Origin of the sequence: Pontivivens ytuae, from assembly GCF_015679265.1 — a bacterium.
GTDB lineage: Bacteria > Pseudomonadota > Alphaproteobacteria > Rhodobacterales > Rhodobacteraceae > Pontivivens > Pontivivens ytuae.
The window spans coordinates 4,141,212-4,167,440 of record NZ_CP064942.1; the positions used below are offsets into that span (position 1 = coordinate 4,141,212).

At 68.0% G+C, this 26,229-nt stretch carries 25 protein-coding genes and 1 tRNA gene; 9 read left to right on the forward strand and 17 right to left on the reverse strand.

All coding sequences use genetic code 11. The features are described from left to right. Nucleotides 1-207: 207 nt before the first annotated feature. The 6 genes from I0K15_RS20650 to I0K15_RS20675 all read right to left on the reverse strand — a co-directional run bounded on the left by I0K15_RS20650 (nucleotide 208) and on the right by I0K15_RS20675 (nucleotide 7,287). Nucleotides 208-1,086 (reverse strand): hypothetical protein, encoded by an 879-nt coding sequence (locus tag I0K15_RS20650; RefSeq protein ID WP_196103357.1) that lies wholly within the window; start codon nucleotides 1,084-1,086, stop codon nucleotides 208-210. Between the two features lie 259 nt (nucleotides 1,087-1,345). After that, nucleotides 1,346-2,218, reverse strand: a complete 873-nt coding sequence (locus I0K15_RS20655) for a helix-turn-helix transcriptional regulator (protein WP_196103358.1) — start codon at nucleotides 2,216-2,218, stop codon at nucleotides 1,346-1,348. A 471-nt stretch (nucleotides 2,219-2,689) separates the two neighbouring features. Beyond that, nucleotides 2,690-2,779: transfer RNA gene (locus I0K15_RS20660), tRNA-Ser, on the reverse strand. Between the two features lie 74 nt (nucleotides 2,780-2,853). Beyond that, entirely contained in the window at nucleotides 2,854-4,788 is a 1,935-nt protein-coding gene (locus tag I0K15_RS20665; protein WP_196103359.1) for a calcineurin-like phosphoesterase C-terminal domain-containing protein, read from the reverse strand. Between the two features lie 53 nt (nucleotides 4,789-4,841). After that, nucleotides 4,842-5,579 carry a hypothetical protein gene (locus tag I0K15_RS20670; protein ID WP_196103360.1) on the reverse strand — a complete coding sequence of 246 codons (738 nt, stop codon included), beginning with the start codon at nucleotides 5,577-5,579 and terminating at the stop codon, nucleotides 4,842-4,844. Between the two features lie 415 nt (nucleotides 5,580-5,994). Further along, entirely contained in the window at nucleotides 5,995-7,287 is a 1,293-nt protein-coding gene (locus I0K15_RS20675) for an adenylosuccinate synthase (protein ID WP_196103361.1), read from the reverse strand. Nucleotides 7,288-7,523: 236 nt separating this feature from the next. Between I0K15_RS20675 and I0K15_RS20680 the strand changes: the two genes are divergently transcribed. Then, complete coding sequence (locus tag I0K15_RS20680) at nucleotides 7,524-9,002, forward strand: DNA recombination protein RmuC (protein WP_196103362.1); 1,479 nt, start codon at nucleotides 7,524-7,526, stop codon at nucleotides 9,000-9,002. A 471-nt stretch (nucleotides 9,003-9,473) separates the two neighbouring features. Here the strand turns inward: I0K15_RS20680 and I0K15_RS20685 are convergent, their stop codons facing one another. Then, the gene (locus I0K15_RS20685; protein WP_196103363.1) at nucleotides 9,474-10,268 is read right to left on the reverse strand and encodes an ion transporter; all 795 of its coding nucleotides are present in this window, start codon (nucleotides 10,266-10,268) and stop codon (nucleotides 9,474-9,476) included. A 264-nt stretch (nucleotides 10,269-10,532) separates the two neighbouring features. On the opposite strand from I0K15_RS20685, the gene I0K15_RS20690 reads away from it, so the two are divergent. From I0K15_RS20690 to I0K15_RS20700, 3 genes are read left to right on the forward strand one after another with little or no spacing between them, the layout of a single operon-like run. Beyond that, complete coding sequence (locus I0K15_RS20690; RefSeq protein WP_196103364.1) at nucleotides 10,533-11,657, forward strand: cobalamin-independent methionine synthase II family protein; 1,125 nt, start codon at nucleotides 10,533-10,535, stop codon at nucleotides 11,655-11,657. Between the two features lie 39 nt (nucleotides 11,658-11,696). Beyond that, nucleotides 11,697-12,386 carry an alpha/beta fold hydrolase gene (locus I0K15_RS20695; protein WP_196103365.1) on the forward strand — a complete coding sequence of 230 codons (690 nt, stop codon included), beginning with the start codon at nucleotides 11,697-11,699 and terminating at the stop codon, nucleotides 12,384-12,386. Then, entirely contained in the window at nucleotides 12,386-13,075 is a 690-nt protein-coding gene (locus tag I0K15_RS20700) for an RraA family protein (RefSeq protein WP_196103366.1), read from the forward strand. The genes I0K15_RS20695 and I0K15_RS20700 overlap by 1 nt, the downstream gene beginning before the upstream one ends. On the opposite strand, the gene I0K15_RS20705 is transcribed toward I0K15_RS20700, so the two are convergent. Next, nucleotides 13,072-14,220, reverse strand: a complete 1,149-nt coding sequence (locus I0K15_RS20705) for a Hint domain-containing protein (RefSeq protein WP_196103367.1) — start codon at nucleotides 14,218-14,220, stop codon at nucleotides 13,072-13,074. The two genes, I0K15_RS20700 and I0K15_RS20705, sit on opposite strands and share 4 nt — an antisense overlap. 102 nt (nucleotides 14,221-14,322) lie before the next feature. Between I0K15_RS20705 and nthA the strand changes: the two genes are divergently transcribed. The 3 genes from nthA to I0K15_RS20720 are packed head-to-tail and all read left to right on the forward strand — an operon-like array spanning nucleotide 14,323 to nucleotide 15,906. Next, complete coding sequence (nthA, locus tag I0K15_RS20710) at nucleotides 14,323-14,922, forward strand: nitrile hydratase subunit alpha (protein WP_196103368.1); 600 nt, start codon at nucleotides 14,323-14,325, stop codon at nucleotides 14,920-14,922. Beyond that, nucleotides 14,919-15,575 (forward strand): nitrile hydratase subunit beta, encoded by a 657-nt coding sequence (gene nthB / locus I0K15_RS20715; protein ID WP_196103369.1) that lies wholly within the window; start codon nucleotides 14,919-14,921, stop codon nucleotides 15,573-15,575. Before nthA ends, nthB begins: the two co-directional genes overlap by 4 nt. Further along, a complete protein-coding gene (locus I0K15_RS20720; protein ID WP_196103370.1) occupies nucleotides 15,562-15,906 on the forward strand; it encodes a nitrile hydratase accessory protein in 345 nt (114 codons plus the stop codon). The genes nthB and I0K15_RS20720 overlap by 14 nt, the downstream gene beginning before the upstream one ends. 24 nt (nucleotides 15,907-15,930) lie before the next feature. On the opposite strand, the gene I0K15_RS20725 is transcribed toward I0K15_RS20720, so the two are convergent. The 3 genes from I0K15_RS20725 to I0K15_RS20735 are packed head-to-tail and all read right to left on the reverse strand — an operon-like array spanning nucleotide 15,931 to nucleotide 19,507. After that, nucleotides 15,931-16,998 (reverse strand): DUF1513 domain-containing protein, encoded by a 1,068-nt coding sequence (locus I0K15_RS20725; protein WP_230374207.1) that lies wholly within the window; start codon nucleotides 16,996-16,998, stop codon nucleotides 15,931-15,933. Further along, entirely contained in the window at nucleotides 16,998-17,990 is a 993-nt protein-coding gene (locus I0K15_RS20730; protein ID WP_196103371.1) for an imelysin family protein, read from the reverse strand. Before I0K15_RS20730 ends, I0K15_RS20725 begins: the two co-directional genes overlap by 1 nt. Then, on the reverse strand, nucleotides 17,990-19,507 hold the full coding sequence (locus I0K15_RS20735) for a di-heme oxidoreductase family protein (RefSeq protein WP_196103372.1): 1,518 nt from the start codon (nucleotides 19,505-19,507) through the stop codon (nucleotides 17,990-17,992). Before I0K15_RS20735 ends, I0K15_RS20730 begins: the two co-directional genes overlap by 1 nt. 87 nt (nucleotides 19,508-19,594) lie before the next feature. Between I0K15_RS20735 and I0K15_RS20740 the strand changes: the two genes are divergently transcribed. Together I0K15_RS20740 and I0K15_RS20745 are read left to right on the forward strand one after the other, a co-directional pair. After that, a complete protein-coding gene (locus I0K15_RS20740; protein WP_196103373.1) occupies nucleotides 19,595-20,026 on the forward strand; it encodes a hypothetical protein in 432 nt (143 codons plus the stop codon). Between the two features lie 55 nt (nucleotides 20,027-20,081). Next, a complete protein-coding gene (locus tag I0K15_RS20745; RefSeq protein WP_196103374.1) occupies nucleotides 20,082-20,561 on the forward strand; it encodes a Dps family protein in 480 nt (159 codons plus the stop codon). On the opposite strand, the gene I0K15_RS20750 is transcribed toward I0K15_RS20745, so the two are convergent. The 6 genes from I0K15_RS20750 to I0K15_RS20775 form a co-directional block, all read right to left on the reverse strand. Then, nucleotides 20,562-20,822 carry a DUF1289 domain-containing protein gene (locus I0K15_RS20750; RefSeq protein WP_196103375.1) on the reverse strand — a complete coding sequence of 87 codons (261 nt, stop codon included), beginning with the start codon at nucleotides 20,820-20,822 and terminating at the stop codon, nucleotides 20,562-20,564. A 65-nt stretch (nucleotides 20,823-20,887) separates the two neighbouring features. Continuing rightward, complete coding sequence (locus tag I0K15_RS20755) at nucleotides 20,888-22,147, reverse strand: imelysin family protein (RefSeq protein WP_196103376.1); 1,260 nt, start codon at nucleotides 22,145-22,147, stop codon at nucleotides 20,888-20,890. A 14-nt stretch (nucleotides 22,148-22,161) separates the two neighbouring features. Next, nucleotides 22,162-22,644, reverse strand: a complete 483-nt coding sequence (locus I0K15_RS20760; protein ID WP_230374208.1) for a hypothetical protein — start codon at nucleotides 22,642-22,644, stop codon at nucleotides 22,162-22,164. Continuing rightward, nucleotides 22,641-22,796 carry a hemin uptake protein HemP gene (gene hemP, locus I0K15_RS20765; protein WP_196103377.1) on the reverse strand — a complete coding sequence of 52 codons (156 nt, stop codon included), beginning with the start codon at nucleotides 22,794-22,796 and terminating at the stop codon, nucleotides 22,641-22,643. The genes I0K15_RS20760 and hemP overlap by 4 nt, the downstream gene beginning before the upstream one ends. A 302-nt stretch (nucleotides 22,797-23,098) precedes the next feature. Beyond that, nucleotides 23,099-23,494, reverse strand: a complete 396-nt coding sequence (locus tag I0K15_RS20770) for an energy transducer TonB family protein (protein WP_196103378.1) — start codon at nucleotides 23,492-23,494, stop codon at nucleotides 23,099-23,101. A gap of 584 nt (nucleotides 23,495-24,078) precedes the next feature. Continuing rightward, a complete protein-coding gene (locus I0K15_RS20775) occupies nucleotides 24,079-26,091 on the reverse strand; it encodes a TonB-dependent receptor domain-containing protein (protein WP_196103379.1) in 2,013 nt (670 codons plus the stop codon). Nucleotides 26,092-26,229: the final 138 nt, after the last annotated feature.

Here is a 26,229-nt window from a genome sequence, read left to right on the forward strand (position 1 = left end):
AAATGAGATGCCTTCGAGTCGATGTCCACCCAGCATGGCGGGCCGCAGGTCGAGACTCTTCAGCGAGCCAGTAATATCTTTTACTGATACGTCAGTCATTTCCGTCCTCACGGTCAAAGATGGCGTGCTTGAGGATCCATTGATTCGATCCATATTATTATCAATTTGATATCAATTGACTTGGCATGGGTCAACGAAATCGCGGCCTCAGCCGGCGTTTTCGATGCCTTCCGCCTCCCGGAAATCGACGAGGCCCGCCACCGCCGCATTCCAGATCGCGGAGCTCAGCGTCAGGCCGTCCATCCCGCCCCGGCTCAGCGGCCGCAGCCAGTGCGCCCGCGCGGCGACGACGTCCCCGAACTCGACATGGGAGAGGTAGCGCTGCGTCGGCTCGATGATCTCGCCGAGGACCAGCGTGCCCGAGCATCCCGGGCCGATCGACGCCCGCCGCGGCTCGGACCCGTTGCAGAAATGACAACCCCGCGGATCGCGCATCCAGAGCTGCCGCCGGCTGAGGCTCCGCGGAATGCCGCGGCCGAAGGGAACGTGGGCGGGCGGCTCCACCGGGCGGGCGCATCCGGCGCACAGCATCGGTACCGCCCGCGGCGCCATGAGGAGGCGCAGGATACCGGGCTCAGCCAGGTCCATCGGTGCGACCCCGAGCCCGATCAGCCGGAAGGCGATGGCATTCGCCGATTTCACATTGATCGGCGCGACGCATAGCACCCCGTCCCGCACCAGCTCCATCAGGTGCTGGGCGTGGGCAGGCTCCGAAATCTCCGGCAGGACACTGACCGTCAGCCGCCCGCCCAACCGCATCTTGCGGCGGGACGGCGGGACGAGCGGCTTCTTCACCCGGATCCGCCGATCCGCGCGCGTCGGTGCGGCCAGCTCCTCACCGCGCACCACGGCGGAGACGAGCGCGCGCATGATGGCGTCCGACGACACGATGCCGCCGGTCTCGGGGGAGCTCGCAACCAGGATCGCGCCGCCGTCGCTGGAGCCCGCGCGCATCAACGCCTTGCGGATCCGCGTCTCCAGCTTCAGCCCGGCCGACAGATCCGCGAGCGGAAACGCCTTGGTCATGACCGAACCGCGGCGGCGACCCGCAGCACCTCACCGTCTGTCCACGACACCTCGAATGATGCATTGCGCATGATCCGCCTCCGAGCCTCTCACCCCGGCGCCGAAGGATCCGGCGCGGGCGCTCAGCGACGGTAGCGCGCACCCCATTTATTATCAATATGATATTTTATGAGGAAGGTGGGAGAGGCTTTCCCAGACTTAAATTGCTCATTTAAAACGCATTGAACTGAACTCAGCGGCAAGAAGCATCTCGAAACTGTTATCCATACGATCGCATCTTGATCCCATTCGCCACCCCGTCCGGCACCAGATCCGCTCCCAGGATCCGCCCCGGCACCATCCCGGTATGCCGCTTGAACAGTCGATAGAAATTGGGCGTGTCATAGTAGTTCCACTCCCGCGCAATGCGGGAGACCGCGCCATGCTCCCGCGGGGTCGCGCGCAACTGGACCACGATCTGATCCATCCGCACCTTGGCGATGAAGTTCATCAGGCCGCCTTCCTCCTTGAAGAGGCGGTAGAGCGTGGCGCGCGACAGGCCGAAGCGCTGGCACAGCGTGTCAGCGCTGATCCCGTCCTGGCGGCTGTTGTCGATGATGAACTGGCAGATCTCGTCGCGCCGCGCGGCCGAGGGGGCAGCCCTGCGGCACTCCAGCCCGCGGCAGGTGGCGAGCACCATGCGCAGCGTCCCGGCGATCGCGGCCACGAGATCGCGCGCCTCGTCCGGTGGACAATCGGGCATCCGGCTGAACGCCGCATCGAGCGTCGCACGCAAGACGAGACCCAGCGAGCTCTCCCCACCCAGCTCCAGATGCGCGGGATGACACTGCCGCCGGTAGCCGACATCGGCCGACGGAAAGCACAAACTGACATAGCGCGCCGCCGTCCCGTCCGCGTCACCCAGGAGGGTCGAGACCTGCAGCATGCCGCCGGCACCGGACCCCGCCTTCCGGCAGTCGCCGACGGAGGTCGAGACGAGCACATCTTCGCATTTTGCAAAAGGCAGGGCCACCTCACCGCCGCCCGGCAGGTCGAGACAGCGCGCCACGACACCATGGATCGACCAGTGCCGGAGGTGCCCGTCATCGGCGTCGCAGGCCTCGTGCGCGGACAGCCCGCAGTCGCCCCGCATCTGCGCGACGAAGGATGGACTTATGTTTGCAATCGTATTCATACCTCTGCGCATCGCACTGCCGACTTCACTCGAACTGTTCGGACCAGCGCAGCCCCCAGCCGCTCGCCTGGCGGAGACCGAGCAACCCGAACCCCGTCCGCGCCCGCCTTGTGCGCGCCACCGCAGCGCGGTGGAGAGGATGCAGAATGCGTAAATCTTCGCAATATGAAAATGTCATATATCTTATTGCGCGCAGGTACAACGCCGGAGATGCGCTTCCCGCACAGCGTGCAAAGCACTGTGGCGGGGTTTCTACAGCCGGACCCGCGTCAACAGGACGATCCGGCGAAGGGCACCGAGGCTATCCGATTGACAGAGTTTCAGAATCCGGAGCCCGATCGGCCGATCCCGCGATCAGATGGCACAACGCGCCCCGACCGCCAAAATCAGCGGTTGCAGCGATCTATCGTGACATTCGCGAAAGAAGGATGGCGGTGGGACAGGGATTCGAACCCTGGAGACGGTCTCCCGCCTACACACTTTCCAGGCGTGCGCCTTCGACCACTCGGCCACCCCACCGTGAGGCTGCGTTATAGCGATGCGCCGGGGCAGTGCAAGCCCCGGCGCATCCGTTTTTCAGGCGGGGCGCGGCGTCACTCGGACGCCTCCTCCCAGTCCTGCCAATCGAGGGGCGGCAGCTCCTCCACAATCTCGAAGGGCTGGCTCAGCGTGTACTCCCGCCCGTAGCGATCGACCGTGCGCACCTCCATCATGTGGACGCCCACCGGCAGGTCGGCGGGCAGGTCGACGCGCCACAGGTGATTGGAGTTGTCCGTCAGCATCCAGCGTCGGAACGGGCCGGCGACGCCGGTCCACTGCGTGCCCTGCCAGCTCTGAAAGCCTGCCGTGTCGTCCCCGCCCTGGGCGGAGCGGACGGTCATGCGGCCGTTGGTGGACTGGCGTGCCATGGCGAGCGGGTCGGCGAACTCCGGTCCGCGGTTCTTCTCCTCACCCGTGGCGGTCTGCGTGCGCTCGCCCACCAGCGGTTCGCCACCGTTGATCGAGACCTCGACCGTGCTGTCGCCCGAGCCGTTCCAGACGTTGACCGCGACCCAGGTGCCCTCCTCCAGATCCTCGGTGGTGAGCATGTACATGTCGCCCAGATCGTTGATCGTCACCGGCGGCGTCACGTCCGTCGGCACGTCGTAGATCTCGGCATAGGCGAGCAGTGCCGTCGCCCAGTCACGGAAGCGCGGGGTGTTGAAGGAGGCGTGCATCTGCTCGCTCTCATCCCCGGTGAAGGTGAGATACGTATCCGTGTAATCCGACCCGTTGAAGTCGATGCGGTAGTAGCCGCGAGGACTGCCGAGCCGCTGCGTCCCGTGCGGGATGCCGTCGTCGTTCAGATCCCCGATCCACCAGGAGCCCGACAGCCCGCCGGTCACGATCTGGTGGAATTGCGCGGGACCGGTGCCGGTGTTCTCCTCCCACCCTTCGTAGTGGTCGTCGATCAGGATCTGCTCGGTCGTGTGGGTATGGCCCGAGAGCCCCAGCGCCGGACGCTCGCCGAGGATCGCGTAGAGCTCGTCGAGGTTGTCCGTCTGATGCTTTTGCGCCTCGTTGTCGGTGAAGGTGACCAGGGGGATGTGGGTGTTGATGACGATCAGCTTGTCCTCGGGGACGTTGGCCAGATCGTTCTCCAGCCACGTGAGCTGCCGGTCGTGGATCACGCCGTTGTAGTCCGGATCCTCCGCCGGGTCGCAGAACGGGTGGTCGTCCACGCCGTTGCAGGGGTAGCGCACGTTGTCGAGCACCACGAAATGCACGTTGCCGATGTCGAAGGAGTAGTATTCCGGCCCCCACTCCCGCCGGAACGTGTCGAAGGAGTGCTGGTCGTCCTCCGCATCGAAGTCGAGGTCGTGGTTGCCCGCCACGAAGTATTGCGGCGTCTCGCCGACCGAGATGATCTGCTTGAAGCGGGGATAGAGCGACAGGTCGTCCCCCATCACATCGCCCTCGAAGATCAGGCACTCGGTCCCGTCATTGTCGCGGTTGGCGAGCATCCGGCCCGCCGTGTCGCGCACATAGCCAATCTCGCGGTTCGAATAGGGCTGCGCGTCGCCGAAGACGAGGCAGGAGAATGCCTCGCCCACCTCATCCTCGATCAGCGGGAAGTTGACCTCCGCAGGCAATGGCCCGGTCGGTGCGATCCCGCCATAACGCAGGTCGGGCGAACCCGCGATCTTGTGGACGTAGTTGAACTGCGGAACCATCACCTCGTCGACCGGCACGGCATAGTCCGCGGGCTTGGTGATGAAGAGGTTCATGTCCTCGTAGGCCGGCAGCGCGTAGGAGCCGTCGTCGCCGCTCAGCACCACCTCGCGCCCGTTGGAGACCTGGACCCCCGCGATCCCCTGCTCCCCCTCGTCGAAGACGGAGTTGCGGTTCTCGTCGAGGAAGACGGTGCCGCGCGCCGTCTCCCCACCCTCGCCCGGAACGACATGCACGCCGCCGATATAGGACGCGTCCTTGCCCCAGGCCGCTGCCGCGACGAGGCACAGCGCCGTGGAGATCATCAGTTTCTGCATGGTCCCGACCCTCCTGTCATGTGGAGCTGTCAGGATGTCAGGTTTGCGTGACGCTAGCGTACCCGGTGCATGTCGCTTGCATGACGCTTCAATGACCGCGCCTTCCGTTCGGAGATCGCGAGGCCCACCAGCACGAGGGCGACGAAAGCGAGCATATAGCCCGACTGCCGCACCCGCTCGACGCTCATGGCGTAAGGTTCGGGGAACAGCACCAGCGTGCCACCGTCAACGAGGGTGATGCGGCGCGGCGGCCGCGCCGTCTCCCCGCCATACTCCACCACCTCGATCTCCAGCGGCAGGCGCCCGGTGGCCGGGAAGCGGATGTCGATGGGCGCGCCCTCCGCATCGCTCGGCAGGACGTAGCCGGTATAGAGCGTCAGTGTCTCAAGCGGCACCGGATCGATCGGCAGCGCGACGGTGCAGACGGCGATGGCGACGGTCGCGTCCCACGGCTCGGCAAAGGGCAGGATCAGCGCGGGCGGCTGAAAGATCATGGAGATGCCCTCGGCCGTCAGAGGCTCTCCGTCCCGCTCGACCTCGACGGCGGCGAAGACGGTGTCGGGATCGGTCCAGACCGTCTCCCCCATCTCGCCGAACTCCTCCATCAGCACGCCGCCTTCGGGCGGGCCGAAGATCTCGGCGGGCGGGCCGAAGAGATCCTGGAGCTGGCCCGCAGGCACGCGGATATAGATGGCGGTCGTGTCCTCCTGCCGCTCCACGATCACGCGGATCTCGGCGGCGGCCGGAGCCGCGAGGCACAGAAAAGCTGTCAGCAACGGGACGAAACGCACCCTCACCTCCCCAAAGGCGCGGCGTTGCCCCCACCGCGCGTCTCGGGAAAGTGTGAAACGACCCACGCCGCAATGCAACCTATACGTGTGCACCTGCGGCACTCGGGCAGCCGAAAGGCCCCGGATCACGTCCGGGGCGGTACCCTTTGCCACCGTCCCGGCCAACGCGCCGGGACCGATCCCACCCAACGCACGAAAAGCGTAGGGCAGCGCCCGACCCTGGGTGGGCGCTTCGAGGCCCTTCATCAGCTTGAAACGTGTTCACGCATCAAGGACTCAGTGAAGCTTGGTCGGTCGCAAAAGCGCCCTCCCGTGGGGAGGGGTGATCAAGCTTCCAAGAAATCGTCCAGTGGACGATTTCGCTTGATCACGGGCGGAGCCCCGATCGGGCGAGACAGTTAGGTGGCGTCGTCCATCAATCCGCAAACGGATCGGTGACGAGGATCGTGTCGTCCCGCTCGGGCGAGGTCGAGAGCAGCGCGACCGGACAGCCGATCAGCTCCTCGACCCGGCGCACGTACTTGATGGCCTCCGCCGGCAGGTCGGCCCAGCTCCGCGCGCCCGCAGTGGAGCCTGACCAGCCCTCCATCTCCTCGTAGACCGGCACGCAGCGCGCCTGCGCGTCCGCCGCCGTAGGCAGGTAGTCGAGCCGCTCGCCATCGAGCTCGTACCCGGTGCAGATCCGGATCCGCTCGAACCCGTCGAGCACGTCGAGCTTCGTGAGCGAGATCCCGTTCACCCCCGAGGTCACGCAGGTCTGGCGCACCAGCACCGCGTCGAACCAGCCGCAGCGCCGCTTGCGGCCCGTCGTCGTGCCGAACTCGTGTCCGCGCTCGCCCAGCCGCTGCCCGTCCGCATCGTCGAGCTCCGTCGGGAACGGCCCCTCGCCCACCCGCGTGGTATAGGCCTTCACGATGCCGAGCACGAAGTCGACCGAGCCCGGCCCGATGCCTACGCCGGTCGCCGCCTGCCCCGCGATGACATTGGACGAGGTGACGAACGGGTATGTCCCGAAATCGATATCGAGCAGCGCGCCCTGCGCCCCTTCGAAGAGGATCCGCTTGCCTGCCTTGCGCTTCTCGCTCAGCGCCTTCCAGACCGGTGCCGCATAAGGCAGGATCTGCGGCGCGATCTCCCGCAGGTTTGCCAGCAGCGCGTCGCGGTCCACCGGCTCCATGCCGAGGCCTTTGCGCAGCGCGTCGTGGTGGACGAGCGCGCGGTCCACCCGCGTCTCCAGCGTCTTCCGGTCGGCGAGGTCCGCGACCCGTACCGCGCGGCGGCCGACCTTGTCCTCGTAGGCGGGGCCGATGCCGCGGCCCGTGGTGCCGATCTTCGCAACCGAGTTCTGCGCCTCCCGCGCCCGGTCGAGCTCACCGTGGATGGGCAGGATCAGCGGCGTGTTCTCCGCAATCATCAGCGTCTCGGGCGTGATCTCCACACCCTGCGCACGGACCGTCGCGATCTCCTCCACCAGGTGCCAGGGGTCGAGCACCACGCCGTTGCCGATGACCGAGAGCTTGCCAGGCCGCACCACGCCGGAGGGCAGCGCGTGCAGCTTGTAGACCGTGCCGTCGATGACCAGCGTGTGGCCCGCATTGTGCCCGCCCTGGAAGCGGGCGATGACGTCGGCGCGTTCCGAGAGCCAGTCGACGATCTTGCCCTTGCCCTCATCGCCCCACTGGGCACCCACGACGACGACATTGGCCATGATCTTCTCCTCGGCTGGTCCGGGGGCGGTATAGCGGCCACGGCTCGGGGGCGAAACCCGAAATACCGGGTGCGTGGACGGGATGTTCTCTGTATGGTCCATCGAGCAATTGGGATCCGAGACCGGACGGAGGGCAGCGCCCGACCCTGGGTGGGCGTGAAGCGCCCTCCCGTGGGGAGGGTCGGGCGCTGCCCGGGCCTTCTGCCCGGGCGGGTCGGCACCACGAACGGACCACGATGCAGCAGCAGATCGAAGACATCCTCGCCAGCTACCCGATCCTCGCCGAATGGTGGGTGGCCGCCCTCGCCGCCCTGATCCTCGGCTGGCTCCTGCGCGGCCTCATCTCCGTGCGCACGCTCCGCCGCGAGGCCGCCGAGATCCGCGCCGCCGCCGACGCCCACCGCGAGGCCGCCGCCGAGGAGGCCGCCCTGCGCACCGCCCGCGAAACCGAACTCGCCCGCATGGAGGAGCGCGCCGCCCTCGCCGAGGACTACAAGGATCGCCTCGACGAGACCACGGACGTCCTGCGCGCCGCAGAGACCACCGCCGCCCGCCTCGAAGCCGCCCTTAAGTCCGAGCGCGAAAACCACGCCGCCCGCCTCGAAGAGCTGCGCGGCGCGCAGAAGACGCTGGAGCAGAGCTTCGACCAACTCGCCCGCCGCGCCCTCGACACCAATGCCGAGCGCTTCCTCAACACCGTCACCGAGCGCTTCGAGAAGCACAAGGAAGCCGCCGACGCCGATCTCGGCAAGCGGCAGGCGGACATCAACCAGCTCCTCCAGCCGATCCGCGACAACCTCACCAAGTTCGAGGCCCAGACCCGCGAGATGGAGAAGGCGCGCGAGAGCGCCTATGCCACCATCCGCCAGCAGGTCACGACGCTGGCCGAGGGCCAGCAGCGCCTGACCTCCGAAACCCACCGCCTCGTCACAGCACTCCGCGCCCCCAAGACCCGCGGCAACTGGGGCGAGTTCCAGCTCCGCCAGGTGGTCGAGATGGCGGGGATGGTCGACCATGTCGACTTCCACATGGAGAAGGCGGTGGAGATCGCGGGCGACCAGCGCCGCCCCGACGCCACCGTCAACCTGCCCGGCGGCAAGCGCATCGTGATCGACGCGAAGACCCCGCTCGACGCCTTCCTCACCGCCGCGGGCATGGAGGACGGGCCGGAGAAGACCGCGGCCCTCGACCACCACGCCCGCCAGCTCCGCACGCAGATGAAGGGGCTGGCCCAGAAGTCCTATTTCGACGCCGTCGCGGGCTCGCCCGATTTCGTCGTGATGTTCATCCCGGGCGAGGCGTTCTACTCCGCCGCCCTCTCCGCCGACCCCACGCTCTTCGAGGACGCGATCCGCAACAAGGTGATCGTGGCGACGCCCACCACGCTGATCGCCCTCCTGAAATCGGTGGCCTATGGCTGGCAGCAGGAGCGGATGAGCGAGAACGCACAGAAGGCAACGGACCTCGCGCAGGAACTCTACAAGCGCTTCGGAACACTCGGCGACCGGCTGGAGAAGCTGGGCAAGTCGATCTCGAACACCGTGCGCGACTACAACCAGACCGTGGCCACGGCCGAGACCCGCGTCCTGCCCCAGGCCCGCAAGTTCGAGGGCCTCTCCATCGCCCCCCACGGCGACCGCATCGCGGAGGTCACTCCGCTCGATGCAGAAGTGCGCCAGATCACGGCGAACGAGTTGAACACGCCAGAGGAGTGAGGCGAAGGAGATGCTCCGATCGGAGCCGGAGCATGACCACGGGCAAAGGCGTCATCCTCGGGCCTGACCCGAGGATCTCCCGATCATCGAGCGCGTCAATTCAGTTCCACCTCCACCCCACGACCGTCCCGGCCGCAGAGCCGGGACCGCTCAGAACAAGGCACCCACAAACAAGAGACCCCGGATCAAGTCCGGGGTGGTAGTACTTCGAAGCACCCTTCCGCCCGGCGGCACCGCCGGGCCGCGCCCGCCCGGGGCTCCGCCCGTGATCGAGCGAAATCGTCCACTGGACGATTTCCGGGAAGCCCGATCACCCTCCCCCGGAGGGCGCGTTGGCGAAGTCGTTCATTGAACAAGCGACATCGATCCTCGAGAGCGCGGACACTGCAATCAAGTCCCAAGAGCGCCCTCCAGGTCGGGCGCGGCCCTAGGCACTGTTAAAGTTCAGGTGAGCACCTTCTCCCCACCCCCCTACCGCTCCGCCCCGGCCCCCCGCAGCGCCCGGACCTCGTCGCGCAGGGCCGCAAGTTCCGACAGGATCTTCTCGTTATCGCTCTGCAGCCCCTCGCGCTCCGCCGCCGCCTCCGCCGCGTGCTCCGACTGCATCGCGTCCACGATCACGCCGATGAAGAGGTTCAGTACCGTGAAGGCCGTCGCCAGGATGAACGGCAAGAACAGCGCCCAGGCCCAGGGAAACTCCTCCATCACCGGGCGCACGATGCCCATCGACCAGCTTTCCAGCGTCATGATCTGAAAGAGGGTGTAGCCCGAGGCGCCGAGCGTCCCGAACCACTCCGGAAACGCCGCGCCGAACGCCTTCGTGCAGATCACCGCGAAGACGTAGAAGATCAGGCCCAGCAGCATGACGATCGACCCCATGCCGGGCAGCGCCTCCAGCAGCCCCGTCACCACGCGGCGCATGGCGGGCACGTTGGCGACCAGCCGAAGCACTCGCAGGATGCGGAAGGCGCGCAGCACGCTCATCGCCCCCGTCGCCGGCATGACGGAGATCAGCACCACCACCGTGTCGAACCAGCGCCACGGATCGCGCGCGAAACGGCGCGGCCCGGCATAGAAGCGCAAGCCCAGTTCGATGACGAAGATACCCACGATGATCCGGTCGATCGCGACCAGCACCGTGCCCGCCCGCTCCATAATCGAGGCCGACGTCTCCATCCCGAGGATGATCGCGTTGAAGACGATGAGCCCGATCACCGCCCGCTCGAACAGCGGGTGGTCGACCAGTTGCCGGACCTTCTCGCGCATCACCGTCTCCCTCGTTGCACTGCGGCACGAGATGCCCCCGGCCATGCGGCTGGTCAATAGGCGGGGCCGGAACCGTCCCGGCCAAAGCGGCGGGACCTCACGCAATCGGCCTACCCTGCGCGCGCTGAGGCCGCTTGCATACGATTGCAAAGCGCCGTTAACCTCTCGGCGCGCCATACGCGATGGCATACGCTTGTCATACGCAAATCATACGCATGTCATACGCGCCCCGGTGCGGTCACGAAGATGAACGGGAGCTTCACAATGGTTAAGATCGCGACGACCCATGCAGGCTCCCTCCCCCGGACGCAGGAGGTCGTGGACATGATCTTCGCCCGGGAGAACGGCGAAGACTATGACGCGGCCGAGTTCGATGCGATCATGACCCGCAACGTCTCCGAAACCGTGCGAAAACAGGTGGATGCGGGCGTGTCCATCGTCTCCGACGGGGAGACGTCGAAGATCTCCTACGCCACCTATGTGAAGGATCGCTATACCGGCTTCTCCGGCGACAGCCCGCGCAACGCACCCGCCGACCTCAAGATGTTTCCCAGCTTTCTCAAGCGGATAGCGGAGTCCGGCGGTACGCCCCAATATGCCCGGCCCATGTGTACCGGCGAGGTCCGCTCCAAGGGTCAGGGCGAGTTGCAGAAGGACATCGCCAATCTCAAGGCCGCGATGGCCGAGCACGGGGCGGAGCGCGGCTTCATGAACGCGGCCTCCCCGGGCGTCATCTCGTTGTTCCTGCAGAACGATTTCTATCCGAGCCGGGAGGCGTACCTCGCCGCCCTCGCCGACGCGATGCGGGAGGAATACGAGACGATTGTGGCCGCGGGCCTCGATCTGCAACTCGACTGCCCCGACCTCGCCCTGTCGCGCCACATGCTGTTTACCGATCTTTCAGATGAAGAATTTATCAACGTTGCCGAAACGCACGTGGAGGCGCTGAACCACGCGTTAACCAATGTCCCGCAGGACCGGGTCCGCATCCACATCTGCTGGGGCAATTACGAAGGCCCGCATGTCTGCGATATCGACATGGCGAAGGTGCTGCCGACGCTGCTGAGGGCGAAGGCGACGTACCTGCTGTTCGAAACGTCGAACCCCCGCCACGCCCATGAGTGGGAGGTGTTCACCGAACGCGCGGGCGAGATCCCGGAGGATCGGGTGCTCGTGCCCGGTGTCGTGGACACGACGACGAACTTCGTGGAGCACCCGAATCTCGTCGCGCAACGCCTTGAGAGATTTACAAATACCTTCGGTAACGAACGGGTCGTTGCGGGCTCCGATTGCGGCTTCGGAACCTTCGCGGGCTTCGGCGCTGTGGACCCCGAGATCTGCTGGGAGAAGCTGCGCACGATGCGCGCCGGCGCCGATCTCGCCGCCTGATGGCCGCCGGAGCGGGCGTATTTGGGGAAAGATGAAGGCATGGCGCCGCTCCTCCTGATCCCCGGCATGATGTGCGATGCGCGGCTCTTTGCCCCGCAGATCGCGGCGTTTTCGGGAGCGCGGGCCATCCACGTGGCGCCGATGCGGGCGGAGACGACGGAGGAGATCGCTGCGCAGATCCTTGCGCAGGCCCCGCCCCGCTTCGCCCTCGCGGGCCTCTCCATGGGCGGGATCGTGGCGATGGAGATCGCGGCACAGGCGCCCGAGCGGATCGAGCGGATCGCGCTCATGGACACCAATCCGCGGGCCGAGCTGCCGGAGGTACGCGCCGCGCGTGAGCCGCAGATCGAGGCGGTGCGTGGGGGTCGCCTGCGCGAGGTGATGCGGGACGAGATGAAGCCGCGCTACCTCGCGGACGGGCCGGGCAAGCAGGCGATCCTCGACCTGTGCATGGAGATGGCGCTGGGCCTCGGCCCCGAGGTCTTCATCGCGCAGTCGCGCGCGCTCCAGACCCGGCCCGACCGGCAGGAGGTTTTGAAAACGCTCGACATTCCGGCCCTCGTGCTCTGCGGCGAACACGATGTGCTCTGCCCCCTCGACCGGCACGAGCTGATGGACTCACTTCTGCCCAACTCAACCCTTACGGTCGTCGCGGGCGCCGGGCACCTCCCCGTGCTGGAGCGCCCGGAGGAGACGAACGCAGCACTCACCCGCTGGCTGGAGGCATGATGGACGACGCCCTGCTGACGCTTCTGAAGAGCGTCGACACCCCCACCGTGTGCAACGCGATCGAGGTGGCGGAGGGCCGCCGCGGCTTCAACCGCTTCACCCGCGGCACCATGCTCGCCTCCGCCCCCGGTGAGGTTCTGGTGGGCTATGCCCGCACCGCGAAGATCGCGGCCAAGGTTCCCTCGCTGGCCGAGGCGGAGAAGGTGCGGCAGATGCGGATGGACTACTACCGCTACATGAGCGAGGGGCCGCGGCCCGCGCTCTGCGTCGTGGAGGATCAGGATTTTCCCAACGCGGTCGGGGCCTTCTGGGGCGAGATCAACACGAACATCCACAAGGCCTTCGGCCTGTCGGGGACACTGACCAACGGGGTGATGCGGGACCTCGGCGATTTGCCGGAGGGCTATCCGGTGGTGGCAGGCTCCATCGGGCCGAGCCACGCTTTCGTCCATGTCACCGACATCGACACGCCGGTCACGATCCACAACCTCACGGTCGCGCCCGGCGAGCTGGTCCACGCCGACCGGCACGGCGCGGTGGTGATCCCGGAGCCGCTGATCTCCCAGATGACCGCCGCGATCGACAAGCTGATGTCGACCGAGCGGATCATCCTCGACGCAGCGAAGAGCGGCATGGACTTCGCGACCTTCGAGGCGGCATGGGAGGAGTTCGAGCGGGCGCGGACCTAGCGCGCAAGGCGGGCGTGCAGCCCGTCGAGCACCGGGCGTGCGGTGCGCCGCCCGGTCAGGTCGAGATCGGGAAAGACCTGCCGCAACTCCGCCATCTGGCCGGGGCCGAGCACCCGCCGCGCCTCCGCCCCGAAATGCAGCGTCTCCGCCGGAACCCCTTCGGCGAAGACCACGTGATGGGCGTCGAGCGCGAAGTGGAGGTAGTGCACCCCCTCCTCCGGCGCGAGCTGGCGGATGCCGGGACGGCCCACGAGGTGCCTGGCGGCCACCAGCACCTCCGCCAGCCCCAGTTCCAGCAGCGGCCCGGGCCGCAGGATCCGGTGCTGGGGGGAGAGATGCAGGGTGCGCCGCGGCAGCCCCTGCCCCAGCGCCCCGGCGGAGATGCGGATCGGGCAAAGGTGGGGCGCGGCCCGCAACTCCTCCACCGGCAGATGCCGCCCGCCGACCCAGCGGACGGCGCGCACCCCCGCATCGCGCGTCACGACCAGATCGCCGGGCCGCAGCAGCTCCGCCGGACAGGCGCCCGTGGGCGTCGCGATCCGCACGCCGGGGGTGAAGCAGACATTGCCAGCACCCGGCGTGGAGTCGAGATCGTTGAAGAAGTCGTCGTTCCCGTTCGGCCCTCGCTGGATCGACCGACCGTCGATATCGGTGCCGAAGTTCTCCCCGGCGCCCACCCGCGTCGCATCCGACGGGAAGCCGGCATAGTTGCTGCCGGTCGTGGGATCGTCGAGCGTGTCGTTGTTGTAGGTCGCCTGGATGAATTCGTTCGCGTCGGGATCGTAGATCACGACGTTGTCGCGGTTGTTGTTCAGCACCCCGTTGCCGAAATCCGCGTCGAAGGCGATGTCGGTCACGCCGTCGCCCGGCAGGGTCCCCGCCGGACGGGCGTTGCGGATGACCGTGAGCGTGCCGCCGGGTTGGAGGATGGTGCCGTCGGGGATGGTGAACCAGTTGTCGCGCTGCGCGTCCCAGAACTCCAGGCCGCCGACATCGATGGCGCTCGCGCTGGTGTTCAGGAGCTCGACATATTCATCCGCGCCACGCGCGGTCCCGTCGCCGTCCGTATCGGTCGACACGCCGGAACCGGTCGGATCCGCCAGGATCTCGTTGATGATGATGCCGCCCCTGAGCGCATCGGCCATGGTCACCCTCCTCGGTCATGAGCGTATATCCGCCGGGCGCGCAGAACAGCAACGAACCGCAAGAATCGTTACATTGAGGAGACGATGGCGTAGCATTTCGGCATGCCTCACGACCATCACGACCCCGACTACGACGAGATGACGGCCCGCACCCGCGCGCTGGAGACGCTGCTGGTGGAAAAGGGCCTGATCGACCCGGCCGCCGTCGACGCGATCATCGAGACCTATTCCGAGAAGGTCGGCCCGAAGAACGGTGCGGCCGTCGTCGCCCGCGCCTGGACCGATCCCGCGTTCGCCGGGCGGCTGCGGGAAAATGCCACCGCGGCGATCGCGGAGCTCGGCTTCACCGGGCGGCAGGGCGAGCACATGCAGGCCGTCTTCAACGAGCCCGGCCTGCACAACATGGTCGTCTGCACGCTCTGCTCCTGCTACCCGTGGCCGGTGCTCGGCCTGCCGCCCACCTGGTACAAGTCCCCGCCCTACCGCGCCCGCGTGGTGCGCGAGCCGCGGGCGGTACTGGCGGAGTTCGGGGTGGCGCTGCCGGCGGAGACCGAGGTCCGCGTCTGGGATTCCACCGCCGAGCTGCGCTACCTCGTGATCCCGGAGCGGCCCGCGGGCACCGAGGGCCTCGACGCGGAGGCGCTGGCAGCGCTCGTGACGCGCGACGCGATGATCGGCACCGGGCTGGCGGTGACCCCGTGAACGGGCCACAGGACCTCGGCGGGCGCATGGGCTTCGGCCCGGTGGCGCCCGAGGCGGACGAGCCGCTCTTTCATGCCGAATGGGAGGCGCGGGTGCTCGGCATCACGCTCTGCTGCGGCGCGCTCGGCCACTGGACCCTCGATGAAAGCCGCCATGCGCGTGAGAGCCTGCCTTGGACCGATTACCTCAGCTTTTCGTACTACCGCATCTGGCTGACGGCGCTGATCGCGCTGCTCGAGCGGCATGGCGAGATCACCGCCGAGGAGCTAGCGGGCGCCGCGCCCCGCCCCGGCCTGCGGCCCGAACGGAGGCTACCGGCGGAGCGGGTGCCGCAGGTGCTCGCCTCCGGCGGCCCGACGGATCGGGAGGGGGCGGCGGAGCCCCGCTTCGACATCGGCGCGCAGGTCCGCGCCCGCAACCTTCAGCCGCCGGGCCACATCCGCATGCCGGGCTATGTGCGCGGCTGCGTCGGGCGGGTCGAGGCGCGGCACGGCGCCCACGTCTTCCCCGACACCAACGCCCATGGCGGCGGCGAGCAGCCGCAGCACCTCTACACCGTGGTCTTCGAGGGCCGCGCGCTCTGGGGGCCGGACGGCGACCCCGCGCTCACCGTCTCGGCCGATCTGTGGGAGAGCTACCTTGAGCCTGCCTGACCTCGACGCGCCGCCCTTCGCCGAGCCCTGGCACGCGCAGGTCTTCGCCCTCACGGTGGCCCTGAACGAGGCCGGGCACCTGCCCTGGACCGACTGGGCGGAGCGGTTCGGTGTGCTGCGGACGAGCGGCGCGGCCGACGCCTCGGACTACTTCGATCACTGGGCCGAGACGCTGACCGCCCTGATGGTGGAGCGCGGCATCGCCTCGCCGGAGGAGATCACCGCCCTCACCGCCTCCTGGGCCCGCGCCGCCGCCGCCACACCCCACGGCGTGCCGCTGCAACTGGAAAACGACCCGGAGCGGGACGAGTGGGCCAAAAGGCCAAACTAGAGAAGCTGCGACGACATCTCGGCATCACCTGATCGCGACTAGGTGGTTGTCCCAAGCGAGGTCGGCTTGGAGCGTGTCACGGCTCGCGCCAGGGAGCCATCGGATGGTGCCATCACCCTGAGTCGCGATGAGGCCGGTGGCTGTGGCCGCCACGCCGCAGATGTCGATGCCGGGTTCAACCTGCGCGAGGTCTCCGGTCGCCGGGTCGAACAGCATCAGGCAGTTGCCGCGCGGCGCGGTGGCGGCAATCAGCGTTCCGTCGCCTGAATAGGCGATGCTGCCGACGTAGCCCTCGATCCGGCGGGCGAGCGCGTCTGGAACCTCGCAGAGCTGGAGCTCACCGTCAGGCAAGACGACCGCGACGGACGGCACGGCTTCGTTCCCGCCATTCCACTGGAGGCCGAGGGCGATCTGGCCGTCGGGTCTCGCCGCGAGGTGGCGGATGGAGTTCTGGTGGAGGGCGTGAGGAAGCTCGACGCGGCGCTCCAGCCGGAAATCGGCATCCAGCAGGGTCAGGTTGGGCGCCATGGTGTCGAGGTTCAGTTTCTCGCGCCCCGTGTCGGGATGGGTGCGGATGCCGCCATTGGCGATGGCGAAGCCACCATCGGGCCGGCGGAGGATCTCGTGGGGGCCGATGCCGCCGGAAGGGAGCTCAGCCACGCGGCGATAGCCCGCCGCCACGTCCCAGAGGCTCAGCCGCCCTGCCCCGCTCGCGATGTCGTTCTCGGTCAGGAGCAGCGTAGCACCGTCCGCGGTGAACGCGCCGTGGCCGTAGAAGTGCCGGCCCTCGGGCGCCGTCAGGCGGGAGATCACGGCGCCGCTCACGCAGTCAATGACGAACGCGAAGGTACCGGGGCGGCGAGCGATGGCGACCGCTTCGGCGCGGTGCGGATGGGCGGCAGCGGCGTGGCCGCGGCCCGGCAGGTCGATGATGAAAGCCGAACTGCCGTCGGCCCGCAGCCCGTGGAGCATATAGCGATCGGTCCCGTGCCGAGCGGCGGCGAGGTATTCCGGGTTGCCCGCCGCGGCCCAACTTACCTGCGGAAGGGCTGCCGAGGCGCCGAGGGCGCTGAGAAAGCACCGCCGCCGCATCAGTCGCCGTCCAGCGCATTGAAGCTTTGGGAGACGCCGAGCGCGGGCGCGACCTCGGTGGCGAGCGTGCCCTCGATCTCGCGGAGCGCACTCTGGATCGCCTCGATCCGCAGGCGACCCTGTGGGGTAACGACACCGGCAAAGGCAGGATCGTCGAGGGCATCGAGACGCTCTTGAACGCGCGCGAAGTCCTCTTGCAGGCTGGCGGCAGTGTCGGCCTCGACGGCCGTCAGGAACGGCTCGGCATAGTCGGCGAGCGCGGCAACGGAGAGCGCCACGTTGCGCGCCGAACGCGCAGAGCGCCAGGCCTCGGCGCGGCGGGGGCGCGGCCGCTCGAAGGTGCCGAGCGGACGGGCGAGGCGCTGGTCGATGGTGAGTTCCAGCCCGATGACGAGCGCACCGTAGAGGGCGCGGACCGCCTCCTCCGGCACCAGATAGTCAAAGTTGCCCTCGGCCCCGGCGCTTCGCATCATGGTTGTCTCGTCGAGCCAGGCGCGCTCCAGCTCCTCGGCAATCCGGTCGATGTCGTCGGCGATCGCCTCGGCGAGGCGGCACTCGTAGGTGCCAGGCACCGGTGCCGCCCGCTCAGGGTCGAAGAGAAGCCAGTCGAGGGCGAAGAAGCCCCGCCCGGCGATGGAGATCTCGGCGAAGGCGGCAGGATCATCGACCGCCGGATCCTCCGCCGCGATGAGCGCCGACAGCGTCCGGGGCGTCGCGCCGCGGGCGTCGGGCCAGAACGCCAGCGCATGTCCCCGCTCCGCCTCCTCCGTCGGGCCGAAACGGAGGTGGCTCACGCGCATCCAGGCATCGAAGGCGTCGTGATACGCCACCTCCATCCCGTTGCAGGGCGCGGCGGCGAGCGCGTCGGCCTCCGCGGTGAACATCGCGAAGCCGGGGCGGATGAAGCCCGCCACCTGCGCCTCGACGATATCGGCGGGCTCCTGTGCGGTGGCGGCGAGCGGCAGAAGCAACGCGGTGAGAGCCAGACGCATCACAGGCTCTCCACGAAGCGGATCAGGGCGGCTCGCTCCTCGGGCGTCATGTCTTGCACGGCCGTGCGCGCCGCTTCCGCCTCGCCCCCGTGCCACAGGATCGCCTCGAGCAGCGAGCGCGCGCGGCCGTCGTGCAGGAAATAGGTATGGCCGTTCACGGTCTCTGTCAGCCCGACACCCCAGAGCGGCGCGGTGCGCCATTCGGCGCCGGACGCCCGGCCCTCGGCCAGACCATCGGCGAGGTCCGGGCCCATGTCGTGCAGGAGCATGTCGGTATAGGGCCAGATGAGCTGGAAGCTCTGCTCCGGCCGATCCTCCAGCCTTGCGGTCACGAAGCTGGGGCGGTGGCAGGCGACGCAGCCCGCGTCGTGGAACAGCGCCTTGCCGTGCAGCACCTCGGGATCATCGACGTCGCGGCGCACCGGCACGGCGAGGTTGCGGGAGTAGAAGGTGACGAGGTCCAGCGCCTCGACCGAGACCTCTGTGCCGCCCTGCTCCGCATCGTTGCCGTCCGGCGCGGCCAGACAAGCGGGTTGGGCCTCGGTGCATTCGCCATGACCCGCGGTGAAGATCGGCGAGGACAGGCCCATGTCGTTGAGGAAGGCGCCCGCCGACTGCTGCCGGATCGTCGGGTTGGAGCCCTTGGGGCCGAAGCGCCCCAGCATCGGTCGGTCGAACTCGCGGGACCAGACGACCTGCGCCCGGCCCGAGATGCCGTCGCCATCCGCGTCCTCGGGATCGGCCCAGGCGAGGATGTCCTCGACCGGCACCGCCTCCAGCAGCCCCAGCCCGATCATCTGGGGGGCGACGCGGGGCGAGAGGACGTGCTCGGGGCTCAGGGGTCCGTAGGCGAGATCCTCGGCGGTGTAGATCGGGCGGCGCAGCGTCGCGGGATCCTCGCCCGCCAGTTCCACCTCGAAGGTCTCGTAGGTGATTGAAAGACGGTACTCAGCCGGGACGCCGGGGATCGAGCGGTCCTGCATCTGCACGCCATAGACCGGGTGCGGCGCCATGCCGACATAGCCTTCGATCGCGGCCACCATCTCCTCCGACAGGCCCGGCACGCCGACCTTCACGAGGAAGGAGGTCGTCAGGTCCTCCGCCCCCTCCGGCGGGTGGCCGCGCCCGTCCTTGAGGTGGCAGCGCTGACAGGAACGTGCGTTGTAGAGCGGCCCCAGCCCGTCCGAGGCGATGGTGGATGCCGGCGCCGTGACCCAAAGCCGCTTGAAGAGCCCGTTGCCGACGAAGAAGTCGCCGCGTGCTTCGAAATCGAGATTGGCGGACGGATGGGAAAATGCGTTCCCGTCCGCCGCAGCACGGGAGGTGGCCGCCCCGCCCGGCATCGCCTCGAAGGGCTGTGGCGCGCTGAAATCCTCCGGCAGGGCCGTGACGCGCTCGATCCGGGCCGCCTCCTCCGCCGTACGGGGGATCACGTCGAGATGCGGCATGCCGAGCGGGACATCGGCGGCGGCGATACCGGCACCACAGACGAGAATTGTGAGGAGACGGTGGGTCATGGCTCTTGCAATCGGCAATTCCTGATTTTTATACTCGGATAAACGAGGCGCTGCCCCGCGGCGCGACGCACCAAGAGGATCGAGCGCATGAGTGCGATCGCAGTTGCCCATTTCCCCTCCGCCGACGGTTACGCCCGGCCCCCGCTCCCAACGCCGGAGAGCTGGCTCGCCGTGCTGCCGATGCTGCGCCTCGCAGCGCTTCGCTGCCGGGCGCACCGGCGGATCGATCCGTGGCAGGCCTGCAGCTTTCTGTCGCCGGCCACGCCGCTGGAGAGCTATGTGGACGGCGTGCTCTTGTTGCTGGAGGACGGGCTGGGCCGCCGCCCGGTATTCCACGCGCCGGCCGCCGCCGAGAACAGCTTCGACGAGAGCTGGCTCCTGCGCCTGCTGGAGCGGCAGATCGCGGGCGACGCCGCCTCGGTCGAGATGCTGCTGCGCAGCCGCATCCGCCCTGCCGAGCTTCGCCGGATGGGTTTCCTGCTTCGTGGCTTGGCGGAACGGCTCGCTGCGTTACAGTAGAGGCATTCCGGTCGAGCCACTTCCCAGCCAGACCCGCAACGATGGAGCTTGTAGAATGGCCGAAACCGCAATCGAGCTGTCCCCCACCGCGCAGAGCGAGATCGCCGAGGCGCTGAACCAGTGCGTGGCCGAGACCGCCGTGCTCACCATGCTCGCCCAGAACTTCCACTGGAACGTCGAGGGGCCGCATTTCGGGCCGCTGCACGAGCTCTTCCAGACGCTCTACGAGGATCACTTCGTCGGGCAGGACGACCTCGCCGAGCGGATCAAGGCGATCGACATGCATGCCGAGGGCACGCTCGCCGGCATGGTCGCCCGCTCCAAGATCAAGGAGGTCGAGGGCGCGCCCGACGACACCGAGATGCTGCGCGTCCTCATGGAAGCCGAGATGACGCTCGCCAAGACCCTCGCCGGGGCCGCCAACATCGCGGAGACCCACGGCGATCTGCTCACCCAGGACCTCGCCATCGAACGGGGCCGCGCGCATGAGAAATTCGCCTGGATGCTGCGGGCTCATCTGAAGCGGATGTCCTGATCAGGCCGCATCGCGGACCTGCTGCGGCAGGTTCGCCCCCTTCTTCCGACAGCGCTTGGCATAGGCCGGGGCCCAGTGGCGGTACCGGCCCAATGCCTCCTGCTGCCTGAGAAGGAAGGTAATGAAAGCGAGGCGGTGTTTCTCGCCCTTCAGCCGCTTGAACATCGATTTCTGATCCTTTGTCATCGAACAGCCGATGCAGTGGCCTTCGCGCTTGAACTTGCACACGTCGATGCAGGGGCTGGGGGTCTTCTTGCTCATGATCGTACTCTTTGGGTTCGGGTCTTGAACGCCCCGGCGGCACCTCTGCCGCCGGCGCGGATGGCTTACTGGAAGACGGCCTCCGGATCGTCGAGGCTGTCGGAGCCCTCGAACGCGATGGCCGAGACGTCGAGGGCGGCGACCGCCCGCTCGATGCTGCGGGTCTGGTCGATCAGGGCATTCACGCCGCCCATGATCAGCGCCTCGCCCTGTGCGTTGCCGCGCTCCAGCATCATGTCGTATTTGAAGCCCGCCTCGGCCGCGGTCTTGATCGCGCCGAGCGCCTCCATCGTGGTGTCGAGGCGGTCGCGCAGCTCCGCATCGACCGCCGGGTCGGCCGCGGCCACGAGATCGGAGAGCGATGGGCCTTCGGTCACGGTCCCGTCGATGCCGACATAACGGCCCTCGTAGACATTCTTGATGCCGAGCCCGTCGTAGTAGTGGCTGTTATGCGTGTTGTCGGCGAAGCAGTCATGCTCCTCCTCCGGGTCGTTGAGCATCAGGCCAAGGCGCATCCGCTCGCCCGCCTGCTCCCCGTAGGAGAGGGATCCCATGCCGGTCAGGATCGCGATGATACCCGCGGCCTCGTCCTCCATCAGGGTCGCGCGCGCCGCGCCGTCTTCGGTCCACTGCGCGGCCATCCATTCGAGGTCGGAGACGAGGAGGTCGGTCGCGGCCACCAGATACGCGCCACGCCGGTCGCAGTTGCCGCCGGTGCAGGCGTCCCCCACCGCGTAGTCGGTCCAAGGCCGATTGCCCGCGCCCGGCCCGTGGCCGTTCAGGTCCTGGCCCCAGAGCAGGAATTCGATGGCGTGATAGCCGGTTGCGACGTTGCTCTCGACCTCGTCGGCCTCGTGCAGCTCATCCTCCAGCAGCGCCGGGGTGATCTCGCCCGCATCGATCTCCTGCCCCGAGAGGGTGAAGACCGGGTTGGCGATGACGTTTAGTACGGCGTATTCGTTCTCGTCCGTCGCGCCGCCATAGCTCGCGTCGACATAGTCGATCAGCCCCTCGTCGAGCGGCCAGGCGTTCACCTTGCCCTCCCACTCATCGACGATGGCGTTGCCGAACCGGTAGACCTCGGTCTGCTGGTAAGGCACGCGCGCGGCGAGCCAGGCGGACTTCGCCGCCTCCAGCGCCTCCGCCGACGGCTCCGCGACGAGGGTATTCACCGCTTCCTGCAGGCGTTGGGCCGAGATCAGGCTGTCGGCATACTTCGCCTCCGCGATGTCGGCATAGGTGTCGAGCACCGCGGCGCGGTCCTGCGCCATGGCGGGCGTCGTGAGACAGGTCGCTGCCAGGAGGGTGGCTGTCAGTCGATGCATTGCGGCGGTCCTTCTCAATGCTTGCGGAGGGTCTGGGGATGTGTGCTGCGCACCGATGCGGGCATCGGCAGATGCATCCGGGCGAGGCTGAGCCCCACCTGTTCGGCGAGGATCACCAGCGGCATCCATGCCTCGGGCCGGACGAGGAGCGAGGCGAGCAGCATCGCGTCCTCCCGCTCCCCGATCGCGGCGGCGGCGATCATGTGGCCGAAGGCGCTCTCGTCGCCCGAGACGCAGGCACAGCCCAGATGGCGGCGTTGCAGGGGGCGGCGGGCCATGCGGATCATGGAGGAGACGAGCTCCTCGAAATCGCGCATCCGCTCCTGCGCGGCGTCCGGCCCGTGGGCCGCGAAGGCGTTCCAGACCTCGGCCTGCGCCTCCGGCCCCGCGCACCACAGGCGCAGGTAGCAGATCGCCTTCGCCTCCAGCAGCGGCAGGTCGGACAGCCGCCCGACGGCCGCGCCGCCCGGCGGGTTGTGCGGTGGCATGTAGCTCATTTGGTCAGGATCAGCTTGTTCTGGCGGGTGATGCGCAGGGTGTAGACCTTGCCATCGAGCTCGATGAACGCGCTGCCCTGGCGGCCCGTCAGTTCATGCGCGTCGTAGGTCGGCGGGCGCGCCTCCTCCTGCTCCGGCTGGGGGCGGGTCATTCGGCTGTCCTGCGCCGGGGCCATCCCGCGCAGTCGAGTTCGCCGCAGCATCCTTCGCTCGTACAGATCAGCTCCACAATCATCTCGCATTCGCACCGCTCCAACTGGTCCGTCAGCGGCGGAGGGGTCTCCGGCACCGGACGGACGGGCGTCTTCGTTCGGGGATCGGTCCGCATCGGGCCTTCCTCGCCTGTCGATCGCTGGCTGGTCCGGAGCATCGCCGGATGGCTGCAAAACTATCCTGAGCAAAAAAGTCGGGAGGGTCAATCCTGAGTTTTGCACTCGGAAATAAAATTGGGTCACTAACGCACGTCGATCGGCAGACGGAAGCGGTGTCGCGCGACCTCCAGCCGGCGGGGTGCGGCGGGGAAATCACCGCGCTGCACCATGGCGAGTGCGGCTTGATCGACGGTCGGATTGCCGGAGCTCTGCTGGATCCGCGCGCCGTCGAGCGCGCCGCTGCGCAGCAGCGTGACGTCGATCACCACGGTGCCGCTGCCGCGCGTCCGCAGGCTGCGGCGGGCGAGCGTCGCGTTGATCTCGCCCGCCCATTGCTGAATGAGGTCCGCCCGCTGCCCCTCGGTCAGCGAGGCGGTGGCCGCCGCCTGCGTTCCGGCCAGGCCCCGGGTGCCGGTGCCAGCCGCCTGACGCTCCGGCTGGGCCGGAGCCGTGGCGGCGGGGGATGGGGCGTCAGCCACCTGCGGCGCCTCCCGACGCGGGCGCGGCGGCGGTGGACTTGAGGTCAGGACCGCCGAGCTCTCGGGCGGATCGGAGGGCCGGTTGCTTATCTGGGGCTGCCCCTCCGGGAGAGGTCGCGACATGGCGGAGGTGTGCGGTCGCTCGTGCCTCTGCTCCTGCGACGGCGCGGCAGGTTCGCGGTTTGCGGAGGCCACGGTCGGAGCGTCAGGCGCCTCGGGAACAGGCAGAGCAACCGCCGACGCCTGGATATCCGGGGCCTCCGCCGCTTCCACAGGATCCGCTAGCGGGGGCCGAGTGCCCTCCGGCCGGGCATCAGTGGCCGTTTCAGGCGGTGCCGGCGCGGCTGGCTCAACCGGCGGTTCGGCGCGTTCCGGCGGCTCAGCCGCATGCTCCACCGGCTGCTCCCACCGCTCCACGAGCGCGCTCATCGCGGCGGAGGAGGCGGTGAGGGACGCAACATCCGCGCCCCCTGCCCCACCTGCCCCCGCAGCACCCTCCGGCAGGCGCAGGAGCAGGGCAAGATGCAACGCAGCGGACAGCGCGAGGCAGGCCGCCAACTCCAGTCGACCCCGCCCCGCCATCCTCAGATCGCCCGCGACACGGTGAGGGCGAAGGACCGGCCCGGCCCGGGATCCCCCGCGAGGCTGTTCTGGAACTGCTTGTCGAGCACGTTCTCGATCGAGAAGCGGACCTCCGTCCCGGCGAAGGACCCCGCATCCGGCCGCCAGGTCGCGAAGAGGTCGTGGAGCGCGTAGCCCCCGAACGACTCGTCCTCGTAGGAGATGCTGTCGACCAGCGTGGCGCGCCAGCCGAAGTCGAGATCCCGCTCCAGATCGCGCCCGCCGATTGTGAAGGCGAGCGTGCGCGCCGGAACCGATTCCAGCGTCTCCCCGGTCTCGTCATCCTCGCCCCGCACGTCGGAATAGGCGAGCCGGGCGAAGGCGCGATCGGTCTCGTAGGCCCCTTCCAGCTCGATCCCGTAGATCGTGGCGCTGTCGACATTGCGGTAGAAGGGCGTCCCCGCCGTGTCGTCCCGCTCGATCAGGTCGTCGATTTCCGAATAGAAGCCGGTGACCTTGAAATCGAGTGCATCTCCGGCCGTCGCCACGCCGAGGAAGGACTGGCTGAAGCCGAGCTCGGCACTCATCGCCTCCTCCGGATCGAGGCCGGGGCTGCTGGGCTCGTTCCCGTCCGAGGAGAAGAGCTCGTCGAGCGTCGGCACCCGCTCCGTCATCGCGACGGAGCCGAAGACGTTGAACGTGTCCGTCACCTCGTAAAGCGCTGCAAGCTTGGGAGAGAACGCGGTTTCGTCCGAGTCGTCCCCGTCCACGTTGCTGCCCGGCTCGAGCTCCGTGAAATCGACGCGGACGCCGGGGATCAGCGTCAGCCCGTTGCCGAGGATCAGCTCGCTCTGCACGTAGAGGCCGAGCTTCTCGTCCGTGCCCTCGGGGTGGAAGCCGAGCGGACCCTGCGACGTCTCCGCAATCCGCTCCTGTCGGGAGAGCTGGAAGCCGGTCGTGAGGAAGTTCTGCCAGCTCCCGCCCGCCATCTCGAACGTGTTCTCGACCTTCAGCGAGGCGGTCTCGTAGGAATACTCGCTGTCGGCAAAGAGCGGCGAGGCAAAGCCAGACGTGGCATTCGCCTGCTCCACCTCCGTATCGGAGTAGCTAAGCACCACGTCGAGATCGAGGAACGGGTTGGCCGCCGCGGGGTTCTGCCAGCGCAGCGTCGCGGTCTGATCCCGGATATCGCGATCGATCTCCCCGAAAGGCAATGTGCCGGTCTGCGAATAATCCGTGTCGTCAAGCTCGCTGTTCCAGATCGTGTAGGAGCCCGTCAGCGTCTGCTCGCCCGCATCGCCGAAGGTCAGCACCCCCTTGGCGAGGCCCGAGGTCGCGTCGAATTCGGAGCCCGACACCTCGTCCCCGTTCCCGTCCTCGAAGTTGTCCGAGTTGCGGTAGTTCAGCGCGAACAGCGTCTCGAAGCTTTCGCTGGGCCGCACCGCGTAGATCGCGGAGCCGAGATACTCGTTGCCGTTCGTCTCAAACTGCCCACGCAGCCGCAGCGCCTGCCGATCGTCGGGTCCGTCGAGGAAGTCGGACGGGTCCTTGGTCTCGAAATTGATGACCCCGCCGAGCGCGCCGGAGCCGAAGAGCGTGGACGAGGCCGGACCGCGCAGCACCTCGACCTGGCGGTAGAGCTCGGGGTCGGAGAAGAAGGAGCCGACGCGGTACTGCTCATGAAACTTGGTGGCACCGTCGACGGTCACGATGATCTTCGACTCGTCCGACGCCGCAAGCTCCCCGATCCCGCGGATATTGAAGGAGACGCCGGCGGGCCGGTCCGAACCGATCGACTGCACACCCGGCACGAGGTCGAAGAGCTCGCCCACCGTCGTCGCCTGCTCGGCATCGATATCCTCCTGATCGAGCACGGTGACGGCCTGGGGCGTGTCGATGGCCACGGTGTCCGATCCGCCATCGGTGAAGACGAGGCGCTGGAGCGGGGTGACGTTGTCCTGCCCGATGGCGGGCGTGGTGATGGCGATGAGGGCGGTCGCGCTCAGCAGGTGAGCGCGGGGGGGCGTGCGGCGCATGTCGCATCCTTGTTCTGCAAGTCTCCGGGGGATGCTGGCGCAAGCTGGCGCGACGGGTCGGCGGATGTTTCGCGGTCCCGTCGCTTGCAACCGGTAGAGAATCCGATTAATTTCGTCAAGTATTGGGTATGAAACTGA